At 68.7% G+C, this 16918-nt stretch carries 14 protein-coding genes; 7 read left to right on the forward strand and 7 right to left on the reverse strand.

Annotated elements, in window-relative coordinates; translation table 11 throughout:
• The first annotated feature begins 75 nt into the window (after positions 1 to 75).
• The gene (locus C4U44_RS27195; protein WP_103888662.1) at positions 76 to 984 is read left to right on the forward strand and encodes a nitrilase family protein; all 909 of its coding nucleotides are present in this window, start codon (positions 76 to 78) and stop codon (positions 982 to 984) included.
• Positions 985 to 1464: 480 nt separating this feature from the next.
• Here the strand turns inward: C4U44_RS27195 and C4U44_RS27200 are convergent, their stop codons facing one another.
• The 6 genes from C4U44_RS27200 to C4U44_RS27225 form a co-directional block, all read right to left on the reverse strand.
• Positions 1465 to 2211 carry an ABC transporter ATP-binding protein gene (locus C4U44_RS27200; protein WP_103888663.1) on the reverse strand — a complete coding sequence of 249 codons (747 nt, stop codon included), beginning with the start codon at positions 2209 to 2211 and terminating at the stop codon, positions 1465 to 1467.
• Positions 2208 to 4046 carry a branched-chain amino acid ABC transporter ATP-binding protein/permease gene (locus C4U44_RS27205; protein ID WP_103888664.1) on the reverse strand — a complete coding sequence of 613 codons (1839 nt, stop codon included), beginning with the start codon at positions 4044 to 4046 and terminating at the stop codon, positions 2208 to 2210. The genes C4U44_RS27200 and C4U44_RS27205 overlap by 4 nt, the downstream gene beginning before the upstream one ends.
• A complete protein-coding gene (locus C4U44_RS27210) occupies positions 4043 to 4912 on the reverse strand; it encodes a branched-chain amino acid ABC transporter permease (protein WP_103888665.1) in 870 nt (289 codons plus the stop codon). Before C4U44_RS27210 ends, C4U44_RS27205 begins: the two co-directional genes overlap by 4 nt.
• A 64-nt stretch (positions 4913 to 4976) precedes the next feature.
• A complete protein-coding gene (locus C4U44_RS27215) occupies positions 4977 to 6140 on the reverse strand; it encodes an ABC transporter substrate-binding protein (RefSeq protein WP_103888666.1) in 1164 nt (387 codons plus the stop codon).
• A gap of 32 nt (positions 6141 to 6172) precedes the next feature.
• The gene (locus tag C4U44_RS27220; RefSeq protein ID WP_103888667.1) at positions 6173 to 7933 is read right to left on the reverse strand and encodes a thiamine pyrophosphate-binding protein; all 1761 of its coding nucleotides are present in this window, start codon (positions 7931 to 7933) and stop codon (positions 6173 to 6175) included.
• A 3-nt stretch (positions 7934 to 7936) separates the two neighbouring features.
• Positions 7937 to 9589, reverse strand: a complete 1653-nt coding sequence (locus tag C4U44_RS27225; protein ID WP_103888668.1) for an aldehyde dehydrogenase family protein — start codon at positions 9587 to 9589, stop codon at positions 7937 to 7939.
• Here C4U44_RS27225 and C4U44_RS27230 point away from each other — a divergent pair.
• The 4 genes from C4U44_RS27230 to C4U44_RS27245 all read left to right on the forward strand — a co-directional run bounded on the left by C4U44_RS27230 (position 9534) and on the right by C4U44_RS27245 (position 13295).
• Positions 9534 to 10298, forward strand: coding sequence for an IclR family transcriptional regulator (locus C4U44_RS27230; RefSeq protein ID WP_265737343.1), 765 nt, complete (start codon positions 9534 to 9536; stop codon positions 10296 to 10298). The genes C4U44_RS27225 and C4U44_RS27230 overlap by 56 nt on opposite strands.
• A 16-nt stretch (positions 10299 to 10314) precedes the next feature.
• Entirely contained in the window at positions 10315 to 11490 is a 1176-nt protein-coding gene (locus C4U44_RS27235; protein WP_103888670.1) for a CaiB/BaiF CoA transferase family protein, read from the forward strand.
• Entirely contained in the window at positions 11487 to 12302 is an 816-nt protein-coding gene (locus C4U44_RS27240; RefSeq protein ID WP_103888671.1) for a citryl-CoA lyase, read from the forward strand. The genes C4U44_RS27235 and C4U44_RS27240 overlap by 4 nt, the downstream gene beginning before the upstream one ends.
• Positions 12303 to 12425: 123 nt before the next feature.
• Complete coding sequence (locus C4U44_RS27245) at positions 12426 to 13295, forward strand: shikimate dehydrogenase (RefSeq protein WP_103888672.1); 870 nt, start codon at positions 12426 to 12428, stop codon at positions 13293 to 13295.
• 89 nt (positions 13296 to 13384) lie between these two features.
• On the opposite strand, the gene C4U44_RS27250 is transcribed toward C4U44_RS27245, so the two are convergent.
• Positions 13385 to 14386: a ThuA domain-containing protein gene (locus C4U44_RS27250; RefSeq protein WP_200823421.1), complete on the reverse strand. Its 1002-nt coding sequence runs from the start codon at positions 14384 to 14386 to the stop codon at positions 13385 to 13387.
• 233 nt (positions 14387 to 14619) lie between these two features.
• On the opposite strand from C4U44_RS27250, the gene C4U44_RS27255 reads away from it, so the two are divergent.
• Both C4U44_RS27255 and pqqA read left to right on the forward strand, forming a co-directional pair.
• Positions 14620 to 16767 carry an outer membrane protein assembly factor BamB family protein gene (locus tag C4U44_RS27255; RefSeq protein WP_160145111.1) on the forward strand — a complete coding sequence of 716 codons (2148 nt, stop codon included), beginning with the start codon at positions 14620 to 14622 and terminating at the stop codon, positions 16765 to 16767.
• Between the two features lie 34 nt (positions 16768 to 16801).
• Positions 16802 to 16918, forward strand: coding sequence for a pyrroloquinoline quinone precursor peptide PqqA (pqqA, locus tag C4U44_RS27260; RefSeq protein ID WP_407642897.1), 117 nt, complete (start codon positions 16802 to 16804; stop codon positions 16916 to 16918).

Below are 16918 nucleotides of genomic sequence, written 5' to 3' on the forward strand. Positions count from 1 at the left end.
TTAGCACAATCGATTGGCGCAAACGATTGGGCAGATGCGAGCAGAAGCACTGCCCGAACCGCAAGGAGCCCCGCCATGACCGAAACCGCCCGCTCGGCCACCCACCCGGCCGCGAGCCCGCTCCGCGTCGCCGCCGTGCAGTCCAACCCGCAGGTAGGGCTGGTGAACAAGGAGGCCAATGTCGCGGCGACCCTCGATCAGATCAACAAGTGCGCGAGCGAGGGTGCACGGCTGATCGTGCTGCCCGAACTGGCCGGCACCGGCTACTCCTTCGACACCAGGGAAGAGGCCTACGCGCATGCCGAACCCGTCCCGGCCGGTCCCACCTGCACGCAGTGGATCGAGCTCGCCGGTCGCCTCGACGTCTACATCGTGGCCGGCATCGCGGAGATCGACGGCGTCCACCTGTACGACTCGGCCGTCCTGATCGGACCCGACGGCTTCATAGGCGCCTACCGCAAGACTCATCTGTGGAACCGGGAGAAGCTCCTCTTCACCCCCGGATCGGCCTACCCCGTCTTCGAGACCAGGATCGGCCGGATCGGCCTCCTCATCTGCTGGGACATCTGGTTCCCGGAGGTGCCCCGCATCCTCACCGCCCAGGGCGCCGACCTCATCTGCTCGGTGAACAACTGGGTGTGGACGCCTCCTCCGCTGTTCGACCACGCCGGCAACTGCATGGCCGGCTACCTCACGATGGGGGCCTCTCACGTCAACAGCGTCCCGATCATCGCCGCGAACCGCGTCGGTGAGGAACGAGGCGGCACGTTCCTCGGCTGCTCGGTGATCACCGGCGTGAACGGCTGGCCGAGCGCCGGCGTCGCCGACGCGGAGAAGGAGGAGATCCTCTACGCCGACGTGGACGTCGTCGCCTCCCGCTCAGCGGTCGTCTGGAGCGAGCTCAACGACCTGCCCCGCGACCGCCGCGTCGACCTGTACGACCCGCTGCTGGGCTACACCGGCGGCAGGCCCAAGGTCCGTTGAACCGGCAGGGCAGCGGATCGGTGTCCGCGCGGGTCTTGATCAGCGCCAGCAGTAGCTTCATAGCCGGCACCGTCGTACCAGATCCAGCCGTCACATGATCAACTCGCCGAGGAGCAACCCGCCCTGGCATGCACCAGGCACCGACCCAAGATCCGGGCCGCCCACGGACCGGCGGCTCTCCGCACGCCTCCGAACCATTGTCTCTGCTGGTCAAGCCGGGAACACGCGCCGCGCCACCAGCAGAAGAAGAACTCCTCGCCTCGTCCTCCCCGAAGAAGCTCAGCTTCTTCCAAAGCTCCCGTCGCGCCCGACCTGGCCCGACGCCAGGTCGGCTGCTTGGCGCTTCAGTGAACGGATCTCGTGGACGCTCCCGTCGTCGCTCCGCTCCTTCCACGGCGGCACCACTGCGCCCCTGACGCTGAGCAGGCCCCACCCGATCTCCGGTAACCGGGAGGCATGGCGCGGCGCGGCAGCGGGAGGTCAGATACCGAGGTAGCTGCGTCGCACCTGGGGGTCGGCTCGCAACTCCTTCGTGCTCCCCTCGGTGACGACCTCCCCGCTCTCGACGACCAGGCAGCGGCTGGTCGCTCCGAAGGCGAGTTCGGCGTTCTGCTCGACGAGGAGCAGGCTCAGACCGGCCCCGCACAGGTTCAGCAGGATGGCGAGGGTGTCGTCGACGAGCTTGGGCGACAGTCCCATGGAAGGTTCGTCGAGGAGAATGAGGTCGGGCTTGGACATCAGGGCCCTGCCGATGGCGAGCATCTGCTGCTGGCCTCCGGAGAGTGCGCCGGCGGGTCGCTGGCGCATCTCGCCGAGGACGGGGAACTGCTCGTAAATGCCGTCCAGTTCGAGTTTCTGGCTGCGGCCCCATCCTTTGCTGTAGGCGCCGAGCATGAGGTTCTTCTCCACCGACAGACCCGAGAAGACGTGGCGTCCTTCGGGAACGTAGCCGATGCCGTGGCGGACCATGTTGCGGGCAGGGGTGCGTCGCAGGTCGGATTCGCCGAAGCTCAGAGTGGAGGCGGTTCGCGGGACAAGTCCCATGAGGGCCCGCAGCGTGGAGGTCTTGCCGGCTCCGTTGGCCCCGATGATGCCGACGGCTTCGCCGGGTTCGACGGTGAAACTGACCGAGCGGACGGCTTGGACACCGCCGTAGCGGACGCACAGGTCCTCCACCTGGAGGGCGGCAGAGACCCTGGAGGAGGGCTGCGAAAGGGTGGTGCTCACGCGTGTTCCTCCGATCCGAGCGCGGCGGGCTCGTCTTCGACGGTGGGGGTGTTTTGGGCTGCCCGCCCGAGATAGGCCTCGATGACCTGGGGGTTGGCGGCCACCTCGGTGGGCAGGCCGTCGGCGATGACCTGCCCCGCTGCCAGCACGGTGACCCGTCCGCACAGGGACATGACCAGGCTCATGTCGTGTTCGATGATCACGACGGTGGTTCCGCTGTCCCGGATGGAGCCGACAATCTCGGCGAGCTGGGCCTTCTCGGCGCCGTTGAGGCCGGCCGCGGGCTCGTCCAGGAGGAGCAGTCGGGGGTGGGCCGACATGGCCCGGGCGAGTTCGACCCTGCGCTGGATGCCGTAGGGCAGGGAGTAGGGGATGGCATCGGCGAAGGGCGCCAGGCCGAACCGGTCGAGGAGTTGTTCGGCCTCCGCGCGCAGGAATTTCTCGCCGTGCTGGACTCCGAAAGGCCACAGCACGTAGCGCCAGGCCCAGCGCGTGGGTGTGCGGTCGAGGGCGGTCAGGAGGTGTTCGCGGACCGTGAGGTTACGGAAGAGGCGCAGGTTCTGGAAGGTCCGCGCCATGCCGAGGTGGGCGAGCCGGTTGGGCCTCATGCCCACGATCCGGGTGCCGCCGAACCGCACGGTCCCCCCGGAGGCGTGGTACAGACCGCTGATGACGTTGAACAGGGTGGTCTTGCCCGATCCGTTGGGCCCGACGATGCCTCGGATCTCGCCTTCGTGGACGGTCAGCGAGACCTGGTCCAACGCGGTCAGGCCCTTGAAACGCATGGTGACCCCGTCCAGGTCCAGCAGTACGCCTTCTCCCGCCGAGGTGGTGGCGGCCGCATCGTACGGCTGGAACTGACCTAGCGTCAGGGAGGTTCCCCCGGTGCTGTGGCGGCGCAGGCGGAGCAGTTGGGAGGGAACGCCGGCCAGTCCGGTGGGGAGGAAGACGACCATGAGGACGACGACGCTTCCGTAGCCGAGCTGGGAGTACGTGGACAGGTCGGTGAGCTCGTTCTGGACGATGGACAGCACCAGAGCGCCGACGACGCATCCCCACAGGCTCTGGCGGCCGCCGATGACGACCATCGCCAGCAACAGGAACATGTTGCTCGTGCTGAACGTCTCCGGAGCGACGAAGCGGATGAGTCCCGCGTAGAGGACGCCGGCGACACCTCCGTAGACGCCCGCCAGGAGGAAGGAGGTCATACGCAGGACGGGAATGGAGGCGCCCAGCGAGCCTGCTGCGAGGGAGTCGTCACGCATGGCACGCAGGCGTCGGCCGAGTCGGGTGCGGACGACGAACAGTCCGAAGGCCAGGCCCAGGGTGAAGACGACCAGTTCCAGGTAGTAGTAGAGGTAGTCGCTGGACAGGTCGACGCTACCGAGCGGGGGGACCGGGATGCCGGGGATGCCGGAGCCGCTGCCGGCGATGGAGGCGTTGGTGACCCAGTTCAGGAAGGCCAGGGACAGGCCCAGGGTGACGATGCCGAGGTAGTGGGACTGGACCCGCAGGGCCGGCAGCCCGACGATCAGCCCGATCAGGGCGGAGGCGAGGACGGCAAGAACGGCAGCCGCCCAGAAGCCCAGGTGGTTGTGGGTGGTGAGGATCGCCGTGGTGTAGGCGCCGACGCCGAGGAAGGCGACCTGGGCGAGATTGATCTGACCCGCGATGCCCATGACCAGTCCCTGGCCCACGGCGAGGACGGCGTAGACGAGCGCGGTGTCCAGGATGTGCATCTCGTAGCTGCCGACGCTGTACGGGACGAACCAGGCGATCACCAGCAGGACGGTGTAGGCACCGGGACGGGCGAGGCGGTGATTGAGGAGGCTCATGCGCGGCTGACCGTCCTTTCTCCGAACAGGCCGGTGGGCCGGATCATGACCAGGACGGCGAAGACGAGGAAGGTGACCAGATCGGAGTAGCCGTGGAAGTGGCCCGCGGAGAAGGAGCTGAGCAGACCGATGACGACTCCGCCGATCACGGCACCGGGAATGGAGCCGAAGCCTCCGAGGATCGCGGCGGCGAAACCGTCGATGCCGATCGACCCGCCCATGGAGGGGCTCACGTAGAGCAGGGGGCCGACCAGCGCGCCGGCGAGGGCGGCGAGGCCGGCGCCGATCGAGAAGGCGATGGCGTTGCTCCGGCCGACGTTGATGCCGGCTGCCGAGGCGGCGTCGTAGTCCATGGCGACGGCCTGCATGGCGATGCCGCGGCGGGTGCGTTCGAGGAACAGGGTAAGCGCGATCATGGCGACGATGGCGACGCCCACGACGACGAGGTCGTAGGTGGGGATGGACGCGCCGAGCAGGTGGAGCGGTGGGGTGTCGACCGGCGAGGGGACGGCCCGCCCGGTGGCTCCCCAGATGAGGGTGGCCAGGGCTTCGAGGACGATGCCGAAGCCGATGGTCCCGATGAGCATCAGGTCGAAGTCCTTGCCCTCCAGGGGGCGGAGCATGCGCTCGATCACCAGGCCGATCAGCCCGGTGATCACCATGGCGGCGACGACGGCGACGGCAAAGGGCAGGTGCTCGGACATGGTGAAGGTGGACGCGACGTATGCGCCGATCATCAGGACGTCGGCGTGGGCGAAGTTGACCAGGCCCATGGTGCGGTAGACGAGCGCGAAGCCGAGTGCGACGAGCGCGTAGACGGCTCCCAGGCTCAGGCCGCCCACCAGCGTCTGCAGGAAGACTTGCATGACTTCCCTTTCGGTGGACCGCCCGGCCCTTGCGGGCCAGGTCGGCGCGGGGCGGTGGCGGAGGTCAGCTGGCGGCGGCGAGCTGGCCGCTCTTGACGATGCCGATCTTGGTGGCGAAGATTCCGACGCCGGTGGCGTCGAAGGAGAAGTTCCCCAGCAGTCCCTGGTAGTTGGTGGCCCGGATGGCGTCGGCGAGCTTCTTGCCGGTGGCGACGTGGCTGTTCTTCAGTGCGGTCAGCACGATCGAGGTGCCGTCGTAGGCCTTCGCGCCGTGCAGCTCGGCCGTCTGCTTGTAGGCGGCCTGATAGGCGGCGGCGAAGGACTTGCTCTGCGCGGTGGCCTCGTTGTTGAGGTACGGCGAGGAGACGATGGTGCCTTCGGCGTGGGCGGCGCCCGCGGTGCTGATGTAGACCGGGGTGCCCTGGGGGGCAGCGCCGGCGAAGGGGGCGGTGATCCCCAGGGAGCGCGCCTGCTTGACGATCAGCCCGGCCTCGACTTCCTCGGATCCGATGAAGACGACCTGGGGGTTGGTCTTCTTGATGGTGGTCAGGGCGGCGGAGAAGTCGATCTGGTTGGTGGTGACGACCTGGTCGGTGGTCGGGGACAGGCCGCGCTTCTTCAGCTCGGCGAGGAAGGCGTCGTGTTCCCCCTTGCCGTAGGAGCCGTTGTTGGTGATCATCGCGACCTTCTTCAGGCCCTTGGTGTCGATCACGTACTTGGCCAGCGTGGCGTCGTAGGTGGTACTGGTCGGCCCGTTGAGGAACACGAAGGGGTCTTTGGAGGCGATGATCTGCGGCGACTGACCGGAGGTGATGTTGGGTATCTGCGCCGACTGCAGGGTTGGCTCCATCGCCACCGTCACACCGCTCTCGGCGGTGCCGATCATGGCTGCGTACCCCTGGCTGGCGAGCTTGCTGGCGATGTTGGTGCCGGTGGTCGGGTCGCCCTTGTCGTCGAACAGGTGCAGCTGGATCTTGCGGCCGTCGATGCCGCCCTTGGCGTTCCACTGGTCCACGGCGAGCTTGGCGCCCTTGTACTCCCAGGCGCCCAGCGCGCTGTTCTCGCCGCTCTGCGCGTCCACGACCGCGATCTTGATGGGCGCGGAGGAGTCGCCGCCGGAGGACGAGTTGCTCTTGTCGGACGGGGCCGAGCAGGCTGCGGCGGCTGCCAGGCACAGCACGACCGAACTGACGGCGAGGGTGGTGCGGCTGCTGCGGGTGGTGTGCATCGGTTCACCTCGTTGTGAGACGGGAAGCGGGGTCACGCGAATCTGCCGTGGTAGATGTCCTTGATGTTCCAGTGACCCGGGGTGGGGACCGGGGTGTTGACCATGGGCACGTCCAGGACCGCGGGGCGACGGCGCTCGATCGCGGTGTTGAGCGCCTTGGCGAGGTCGTCGGCCGAGGCGATGCGGTAGCCGTCCATGCCGCAGGCCTCACCGAGGCCGGCGAAGTCGGGGCTGTACGGGTTGCCGTCGGCGTCGAGGAACTCGCACCCGAAGCCGGTGGAGAAATTGGCCGCCTGCAGGTCGGCGATGGTGCCGTGCGCGCTGTTGTTCATGACCACGAACAGCACGGGCGCACCCTGCTCGACGGCCATGGGAAGGGCCGGCAACTGGGCGCTCATGCCGCCGTCCCCGATGAGCGCCACCACCACCCGGTCAGGCTGGGCGAGTTGGACGCCGACTGCGGCGGCCGGGCCGAATCCCATGGTGGAGGAGCCGCCGGGAGTGATGAAGCGGCCTTCCTCGGGGAGGTCGTAGCACTGCGCGACGCCGTTCTTGTTCCAGCCGACGTCGGTCACGAGGATCGCGTCGGCGGGCAGTGTGGCGCGCAGGTCGGCCAGGATCCGCTCGGGGGCGAGGGGGTAGGCATCGCTGCGGCCGCGTTCCCGGGCGCCGTCGAACACCTCGCGCCGGGAGACCGCGATCTGCTCGCGCAGCCCTTCGCGGCGTACGGGATCGGGCTGGATCTCGCGCACGGCCCGGTCGATGGCGGCGACCGCGGAGGCGGCGTCGGCAACGGCTCCGATCTCGACGGGGTAGTTGCGGCCGATCTCGTCGGTGTCGATGTCGATCTGGATGAGCTTGGCCGGGGGGAAGGCCCAGGTGTACTCGGGTTCCCAGGAGCTGGAGTCCGTCTCGGCGAAGCGGGTGCCCAGCGCGAGGACCACGTCGGCCTCGCGGGTGCTGCGATTGGCCAGCTCGCTTCCCCAGAAGCCGGTGATGCCCATCAGCAGGGGGTGCTGGTCGGGCAGCGTGCCCTTCCCCATCAGCGAGTGGGCGATCGGCAGGTCCAGATGCTCGGCCAACGAGATCATCGCGGCGCGGCCGGCCGCGCCGCGCAGGCCGCCGCCCACATACACCAGTGGATGCCGGGCCTCGACCATCAACTGGGCGATGCGGTGCGCCGTACCGGTCGGCAGGTCGGGGATGGCGCTCTCGCCCACCTGGGGGTGGGCGTCCGCGAGTCGCGCCGGGATGTCGCGGTTGAACAGGTCCATGGGGATGTTCAGCAGCACCGCGCCGGGGCGACCGCTGGTGGCGGTCCAGAAGGCGCGCTCGAGGAACCGCGGCAGGTCCTCGGCCCGGTAGGCGTTCCAGACGCGCTTGACGAAGGGCCGGTAGATGGAGCCCTGGTCGGCGTCCTGGTGGAGGTTGACCTCCTGGTGCGGGTGGCGGCCGTGGTAGTAGGTAGGGATGTCTCCGCTGATGGCGATGAGCGGGACGGAGTCGAAGCCCGCGGAGGCGACGCCGGTGACCGCGTTCATCATGCCGGGGCCGACGTGGACCAGGACGACACCGGGCTTGCCGGACGCACGCGCGTATCCGTCGGCCGCGTGGGCGGCGGCCTGCTCGTGTCGCGCGATGACGAACTTGATGGTCGAGCGGGACAAGGCATCCAGCAGGGCGATGTTGGTGTGCCCGCATGTGCCGAAGACGGTGTCGACGCCGAAGGACTCCAGTTGGCGGGTCAGGGCGTCGGCGGCGCTGATCAGGGCCGGGGCGTTGGTGTCGGTCATGGGCTAGTCCTCACCCCAGATGGAGAGCTGGCGAAGCGTCAGAGTCTTGGTCACGGTGAAGTCGTCGAGCATCCATCGCGGGGACTCGCGGCCGATCCCGGAGTCCTTCACGCCGCCGAAGGGGATGTGATCGAGGCGGAAGTTGGAGGATCCGTTGACGATGAGGCCGCCGACCTCCAGTTCCCGCCACGCGGTGAAGACCTTGGTCAGGTCGTGCGTGAACAGGCCGGCCTGCAGTCCGAAGCGGCTGGTGTTGCACTGGGCCAGCACGTCCGAGAAGTCCTCGTAGGACGTGACGGCGACCAGCGCTCCGAAGACTTCCTCCGTGATCACGCGGGCGTCCGCGGGCGGTGCGGCGACGATGGTGGGCGCGGCCGTGGCGCCGTCGCGGGTACCGCCGAGGAGGATCCGTGCGCCGGCGGCGCGTGCCTCTTCGGCCCAGGTGACCACGCGTTCGGCGGCGGCATCGGCCACCATGGCGCCGACATCGGTGGTCTCGTCGAGGGGGTCACCGACCTTGAGCGCGCTGACCTGGGCGGTGAAAGCGTCGAGGAACTCGTCGTAGCGAGAGGAGTGCACGTAGACGCGCTGCACGGATATGCAGCTCTGTCCGGAGTTGCTGTACCCGGTGCGAGCGCACACGGCTGCGGCGGACGGGATGTCGGCGTCGTCGCAGACGATGGTGGCGGCGTTGCCACCCAGTTCCAGGACGGTGCGGCGTGGTCCTGCGGCTCGGGCGACCGCAGCTCCGGCGGCGGAGGATCCGGTGAAACTGATGGCGTCGATCCGCGGGTCCGAGGCGAGCGCGGCCCCGATGTCCGCTCCCCCGTGCAGGAGTTGCACGGCTTCCAGGGGCATCCCGGCGTCCAGCAGGAGGCGGACCACCGCCGCGGACGCGGCCGGGGCCTGGGGCGGCGGCTTGACCACGGTGGTGTTCCCCGCGGCGAAGGCCGCACCGAGCTTGTGGGCGAGTAGGTTGGCGGGGGCGTTGAAGGGGGTGATGGCCAGCACCACGCCTACGGGGGCCCGGTACGTCAGGGATGTGTTGCCGATGCCCCGCTCCCAACCGGCCACCGGCAGGACCTCACCGGACAGTCGGCGGGCCTCGGCCGCGCAGACGCTGAAGGTGTCGGCGACGCGGAGGATCTCGCCGGAACCGTCCTTGACGGGCTTGCCGAGTTCCAGGGCGAGCAGCCGTGCCAGTTCCGGGCGGCGCTCGAGGGCGAGGGCCGCGGCGCGCTCCAGAACGGCGGCCCGGGTGGCGGGTGCGAGGGAGGCAATCCTGACGCGCGCCGCGCGGGCGTACTCAAGGGCCTCGTCAACCTCTTCCAAAGTGGTCGAACGAGCCCGGCTGACGGTCCATCGGACGTAGGGGCCGGTTCGCTCGAACCAGTCGCCCTTCTCCCTCCACTCGCCAGCTATCAGCGCCGGTGCATCGATGGGAGGGGGAACTTCGCTGTCGTTCGGATGAATCATGCGTCCTCCGTTGGAACCGCTAGACGGAACAAGTGGACCGCTGTGCAGACTCCGAGTACGGTACTGATCGACAAGACGGCCGACAAGCCAGCAGAGGTAAGAAGTTGAGGGCGGTGACGGAAGTTTGAGTACGGATGAGGCACAGGGCGTTCGGAGTGTCCAGAGAGCGCTCGACATCATGGGACTCTTGACGGAGGAACGACCATCGGTCACTCTGCGAGAGATCACCGAGGCGACGGGGCTGGCCAAAACCACCGTGCTGCGGATCGTGCAGACCCTGGAGCAGAACGGCATGCTCTGGGCGACCGACGGCGGGTACATGGCGGGCCCGGGACTCTGGCGGTGGGCGCATCTGGCCCGCTTCAGCTGGGAGTTGCCCCCGGAGACACGCAAGGTCATCAGGGACCTGGCGGCCGAGCTGCGCGAGACCGTGAACCTGTACATGGTTCGCGGCGTCCACCGCGTGGTGGTCGCCCAGCAGGAGAGCCCTCAGCCGTTGCGGCACGTCGTGCACGTCGGCGACGAGTTGCCGTTGTGGATGGGCGCGGCGTCGAAGATCTTGCTGCAAAGCGCCTCCGAGGATCAGTTGGCCCGGGTCGCCGCCACGTCTCCCTACGGGCCCAGCCATGTCCGGCGGCTGCAGGAGTGGATCGACGAGGCCTCGCACAACGGGTGGGCCGTCAGCCACGGCGAGCGTGACCAGGGACTGTCCGCGGTGGCGGTTCCCATCCGCGGCAGGTCGGGTTCGGTGGTCGCCGCTCTGTCGCTGAGCGGCCCGTCGGTGAGGTTCACCGACGAAGCGGTGACGCGCTTCGCCGGCGAACTCACCCGGGCCGCCCAGCACGTCTCAGAGCGCGGGTTCGACCACCCCTACGCGGCAGCGATGTAAGGAAGGAGCACGCCAAGTGCAGCCCCGACCGTTGAGTGGCATCTGCGTCCTCGACCTGACGAATGTACTATCCGGTCCGTACTGTAGCTACCAACTGGCACTGTTGGGTGCGGAAGTGCTCAAGATCGAGAATCCGGGGCAGGGTGACCTGGCCAGGAAACTGGGCGCGGACCCCGCCTTGAACCGGCAGGGGATCGGCGCGTCGTTCCTGGCGCAGAACTCGGGCAAGAAGTCCGTGGAACTGGATCTGAAGGATCCCGGGGACCGTGCGCGGTTCGAGGACCTGGTCCGCGGTGCGGACGTGCTGGTGGAGAACTTCCGCGCCGGTGTGATGCAGCGTCTGGGGTACGGATGGGAGAGCCTGCGAGCGATCAATCCCGGACTGGTCTACTGCGCGATCTCGGGTTTCGGGCAGACCGGGCCCATGAGCGACGGTCCCGCCTACGACCAGATCATCCAGGGGCTGTCGGGGATGATGAGCATCACGGGCACCGCGGACACGGCGCCCTTGCGCGTCGGCTTTCCCGTCGCCGACACCCTCGGCGGCCTGATGGGAGCCATGTCGATCTGCGCGGCCCTGGCCTCCCGGGCCGGCGGCGGCCCGGGCCGGTTCATCGATGTCTCGATGCTCGAGGCCTCCGTGTCCGCGATGGGATGGCCGGTCTCCAACTACCTCGTGTGCGAGGTCGAGCCGGAGCCGATGGGCGACCAGAACGCCACGGCCGCCCCGTCGGGGACCTTCACCGCCGCGGACGGCCCGTTGAACATCGCCGCCAACCAACAGCGGCAGTACGAGAGCCTGTGCCGTGTGATCGACCGGGTCGACCTGATCACCGACTTCCGCTTCGCCGACCGGGAGTCACGCAAGGGCCACCGCGAGGAGTTGAACGCCGAGATCAACCTCGCCCTGGCACGCAAGGACTGCCTCTACTGGGAACGAGAACTGAGCGCCGCGGGTGTCCCCGCCGCTCGCATCACCACCGTTGCCCAGACGATGGCCCTGGAGCAGTTGGCCGACCGCGGGTTCGTCTCGGAGGTTCCCTTCCCCGACGGGTCGCGGCGGTCGGTCCGGGTGTGCGGCACTGGCGTCCAGTTCGACGGCGAACCACTGCGTCCGCTGGGCCCGGCGCCGCTGCTGGGCGAGCACAACCACCAGTTGGCGGAGCTCACGGAGAGGTGGACGCACTCATGAGGACGACGACAGCGGAGGAAGGAGACCGAAAGGCGGCCGACTGGTGGGCGACGTCGGTGATCCGGATGGCGCCGGGGGTGGTCGAGCTGCGCGGCCGCCCCGTGCAGGATCTCATCGGCTCGTCCTCCTTCCCCGCGCTGATCTGGATGATGCTGCTGGGCAGCGAGCCCACCGCGGGTCAGGCACGGCTGCTGGAGGCGGCGTTGGTCGCCGGGGTGGACCATGGCCCGCAGGCGCCCTCGGTGGCCATCGCTCGGATGGCGGCCACGTGCGGCGTCGGCCTCAACAGCGCCATGGCCAGTGGGATCAACGTTCTCGGCGACGCCCATGGCGGCGCCGGCCAGCAGTGCGTGGAACTCCTGGACGATGTCGTCACCCTCACAGCGGAGGGCGAGACCGTGGAGACGGCAGCGGCGACGGTCGTGTCGGAGTGGCGCCAACGCAACCGGTACCTGCCGGGGTTCGGCCACCGCTTCCACCCTGTCGATCCCCGCCGCGAACCGCTGCTCGCGCTGGTCGACGCGGCCGTGGCGGCGAGCGAAGTGAGAGGGCTGCACGCGACGGCGGCCCGGGCCGTGGAGAAGGAGATCAACCGGGGCCGGTCCCGTCCGATCCCCATGAACATCGACGGCGCCACGGCAGTCATCTACGCCGAGCTCGGATTCCCGGCGCCACTGGCCCGCGGCCTGTTCGTTCTCAGTCGCAGCGTGGGCATCCTCGCCCACGCCTGGGAGGAGAGCCAGTCCGGGCTCCGCAACAAGGGGCCCATTCCCCGCGACGTACTGCCCACCTACCTCGGCCAGGACCACTGACCGGTTCGTTCCCTGCATGGACGCCGACCGGGCGCGCCTCCCGAGCGCCCGGCCGGATTCCGGGCTGCCCACGTCCGGGTGCACGGCCCGCGACCTTCTCCCCACCTTGAGGAGGCATCACCCATGGCAGACCGCTCCACCTATCTCATCGGCCTGATCGGTTCCGGCATCGGCACGTCGTTGAGCCCGGAACTCCATCACCGGGAGGCCGACCGCCACCACATACGGCTGGTCTACCGGATCCTCGACATCGACGGGCACGGCGCCCCGGCCGACGCGTTGGCCGACCTCCTGCACGCCGCACGCGACAGTGGCTTCGACGGCCTGAACATCACCCATCCGTGCAAGCAACTGGTCATTCCTCACCTTGACGAGCTCTCGAACGATGCCGCGGCCCTGGGAGCGGTCAACACCGTCGTCTTCGCCGACGGGCGCACCTTCGGTCACAACACCGACGTCACCGGATTCGGCTCGTCCTTCGTCCGTGCGCTGCCGGACGCTCCGCTCGGCCACGTGGTCCAGTTGGGTGCCGGAGGCGCGGGCGCAGCCGTCGCCCACGCCATGCTGCGCATGGGCACCCGGCACTTGTGCATCGTCGACACCGACGCCCGGCGCGCCGCGGACCTGGCGAAGTCCCTCTCCGCCCACACCGGAACCTCCCGAGTGACAAGCGCGGACGCCGCGGAGCTGCCTCGCCTGATGGCCGGCGCCGACGGGCTGGTCCATGCCACTCCCACCGGAATGGTCGGCCATCCCGGCATGCCGGTGCCCGCGACCCTGCTGCGGGAGGAGTTGTGGGTGGCCGACATCGTCTACCGGCCCATGGAAACGGAACTGTTGAGGGCCGCACGCGCGGCCGGCGCCCGGACGGTGGGGGGCGGCGGGATGGTGGCCTTGCAGGCGGCGGACGCGTTCGCGCTGTTCACCGGCCTGGAACCGCACCGCGAACTCATGCTGGACGACGTCGCCTTGCTGACGTCGGCCGGGAGATGACACGGACGCTGCCGGCCGCACGCAGGCGCATGGCGTTCCCTCCCGGGCCGGGAGGGAACGCCACTGGTGGGACTGCTGCCGCAGGGAGGTCAGGCGGTGCAGAACGACGTCTCGCCCATCGCGGACTTGATGCCGTTGACCAGCAGGCTCTGGAACTCGCCGGCACCGGGGTAGCTGGAGCCGATCGTCCAGTCCTGCGCGTCGTGGCCGAGGGTGGTCAGGAACGCGCGGCCGCCGTCGTAGTACTGGCACCAGGCCACCGGGTGGAAGCTTCCCATGCCGGGACTGCCGTTGTAGCCGACCGGGGGGTTCGTCGGCATCGACTTCTCGCTGACGGTCGCCAGCACCTTCACTCCGGTCGGGTCCGTGGTGAGGTTGTACCACTCGTCCTCACCGGTCCAGGAGTGCGGCAGACCCTTGGTCGACGGGTCCTTGGCCGTCACGCTGACCGTGCCGGTCTGCAGCGGCCCGTGGTCGAACAACTGGGCGTTGCCGAGCAGGCCCAGGTACCAGTTCCAGTTGTACTCGGTGCCGAAGGCGTTGTGGACACCGATGAACGCGCCACCGCCTTCCATGTAGATGCGCAGCGAAGTCTGGGCGGCGTCATCGAGCGCGGTACGCGAGGTGAAGAACAGGATCGCGTTGTACTTCTCCAGTGTCGCGGGGTTGGCGAACACACTCGTGTCCTCGGTCCAGTCCACCGAGAATCCGTTGGCCTTGCCGAGCGCGACCATCCCATTCTGCACGGCGTTCGCGGAGGTCAGGGGCGGGTCCAGCCCGGGGCCGAGCGCGGGGCCGAGATCGGCGTGACGCGGCCCGGCGGTCTTGGTGAAGACCAGGACGTGGTAACCGTTCTTGGCCGGGTCGAAGTTGACCCACTTGTGGTTGCAGGACGCGTCGATGCCCCGGCAGACCCCGAACTGCGGGTCGACGCCGTTGGCGTAGTAGGGCAGGCCCTTGCCCTGGTTGGCGTTGGCGCCGCCGGCGGTCATGACCGTGAAGACCGCCAGGGACGCGAGCACCGCGGCCACCAGGGCGGTGAGCCGTCTGGAGCGCAGGCGGTCCCGGATCTTGCTGAGTGATGTGGACACCCTTGTACAGCCCTCCCATGAGTGAGGTCCGTAGAGCGGACCAGTGAGCCCGTTTTCGCGGGCGAAATCTGGCGGCAACGCTAACCGAACATCAACCAGGTGCGGAAGTCTTGTTGTTCAGGGAAAGGAGGACTAGCTTCCATCCATCTAACGGATCGATCGGTCCACCTGACAGACCATCGATCGCGCACCCCATCCAGAAGGGCACGGCACCGATGGAGAGACGCAGGTTCTTGACAGGAGCAGCGGCCACGGCCGCGGTCGCCACCACGAGCGTGGCCCTGGCGACTGACGCACGAGCCGCATCCGCCGACGGCCTGGCGCTGCCCGTCCCGCAGCAGCCCGTCAGCCTTGCGGCCCCGCGGCAGAACTGGCCCAAGGTCGGCGGTGATCTGGGAAACAAGAACTACTCGACCCTCACAGGCATCGACCGCCGCAACATCACCGAGCTCGGCGGCGCCTGGCACACGAACCTGGAAGGCGGGGACACCTCCCAGGGCCAGCAGTCAACGGTGGTGGCCCAGAACGGCGTCCTGTACGTCCAGACCACCCAGCAGAACGTCTTCGCCGTCAACGGCCGCACCGGAAGCGTGCTGTGGAAGACCGGCGTGGGCACGTCCAGGACCAACATGCGCGGTGTCGCCGTGGGCGGCGGCCTGGTCTTCTCGGCGTCAGGAGCCAACATCCTCTACGCCCTCGACCAGGCGACCGGCAAGGTGGCGTGGCAGACGCAACTGATGAACGAGGGCACCGGCGGTGGCGACACCGGCGGTTGCGGTCCGGACGGCGAGTGCGGCGGCACGGTCGGCACGCTGGCCGGCGCCGTCGTCTACTGGGACGGCCTGATCTACGTCGGCATGCAGGGCAGCACCGCCGGCGCGCGAGGGCGTTCCTACGCCCTGGACGCCAAGACGGGCAAGGTCGTCTGGACGTTCTGGAGCTGTCCCGGCACCGGCGAGTACGGCAACGACACCTGGGCCGGGGACAGCTGGCAGACCGGCGGCGCGGTGTGCTGGCTGCATCCGGCCGTCGATCCCGACACCTCGACGGTGTATTGGGCCTTCGGCAACCCCTACCCGAGGACCGACGGCTCCAGCCGCGAGGGCACCAACCTGTTCGCCAACTGCCTCCTGGCTCTGGACGCCAAGACCGGCAAGCGCAAGTGGCACTTCCAGTCGGTGCACCACGACATCTGGGACTACGACAACGTCATGTCCCCACTGCTTCTGGACCTGCGGATCAAGAACAAGACCCGCAAGACCGTGGTCTACGGCAGCAAGGTCGGGATGTTCTACATCCTGGACCGCCACACCGGCGAGGGCATCCACGGCATCGAGGAGCGACCGGTCCCGCAGCAGGCCGAGCAGCTGACCTGGCCCACCCAGCCCTATCCGGGCGGCGAGCCGTTCGTCCCGGCTTCGTTCCCGACCCCGGAGAACACCACCAGGCCGGTGCCGTTCTATCCCAACGGCGGCCGCTTCACTCCGTTCTGGGACCGGGCCACCATCGTCTATCCGGGCGCGGGCGGCGGCGCCGACTGGGGCGCCTACTCCTTCAGCGAGTCCACGGGCTACATCTACGCCGGCTACGGCCTGATCAACTCCTCCTACTCCAACACCCACGGCGGGCGCGTCAACACCGCACGCCCCCTCGGCCAGTACAACAGCGGCGGATTCGCCGCGATCGACCCGCGCACCAACACGGTGGTCTGGCGGCGCGACCACCCCACGGCCCTCTCCCACGGCACCGGATTCCTCAGCACCGCCGGCCGGCTCCTGTTCCGCGGCAGCCTCGACGGAGTCCTCAGCGCCCTGGACGACGCCACCGGCGAGGAGCTGTGGACCTTCCAGTGCGGTGCCGGCGCCAACACCTGCCCCGTCAGCTACGAGATCGACGGCGAGCAGTACATCGCGATCCTGGCCGGCGGTAACGGCCTTCCCTACCCCGACATCCCCAAGGGCGACCATCTGTGGGCGTTCAAGCGAGGCGGAAAGGTCGCTCCGGCGCCCACCCCCAAGCCGCCGAACCCCCGCAACGACATCACCACCACGCCCGTCGCCGGCGCTTCCGTCAGCAACACGATCACGCTGGGACGCACCTGGTCCTCCACGACGAAGGCGCCGAGCACCACGGAGAACCTGGTCTCCACCGGCGCCGTGGCCCCGCAGTCCCTGACGGTGCCGATCGGTACCACCGTGACCTTCCTCAACCCCTCGGCCAATGCCCAGGCGCACGGCGCGGTGTCGTTCTTCGAGAACGAGTTCGACAGTGGACAGCTCATGCCGGGCGAGTCCTTCACCCACACCTTCGCCAAGGCCGGCGAGTACTTCTTCAACGACCCGGAGTACCCGCAGGCCACTGGAAAGATCGTCGTCGGCTGACACCCGGCGAGTGCCCCATCCCTCCCCGCAGGCAATCCGCTGGAAAGGAACCGTCATGACCGACACCACCACCGCCACCTGGCAGACCCCGGACTTCGAGATCATCGACACCGCGTTGGAGGTCACCGCCTACTCGCTCAGCACCCGCTGA

Origin of the sequence: Actinacidiphila yanglinensis, from assembly GCF_900107965.1 — a bacterium.
In the GTDB taxonomy this organism is placed as follows: Bacteria; Actinomycetota; Actinomycetes; order Streptomycetales; family Streptomycetaceae; genus Actinacidiphila; species Actinacidiphila yanglinensis.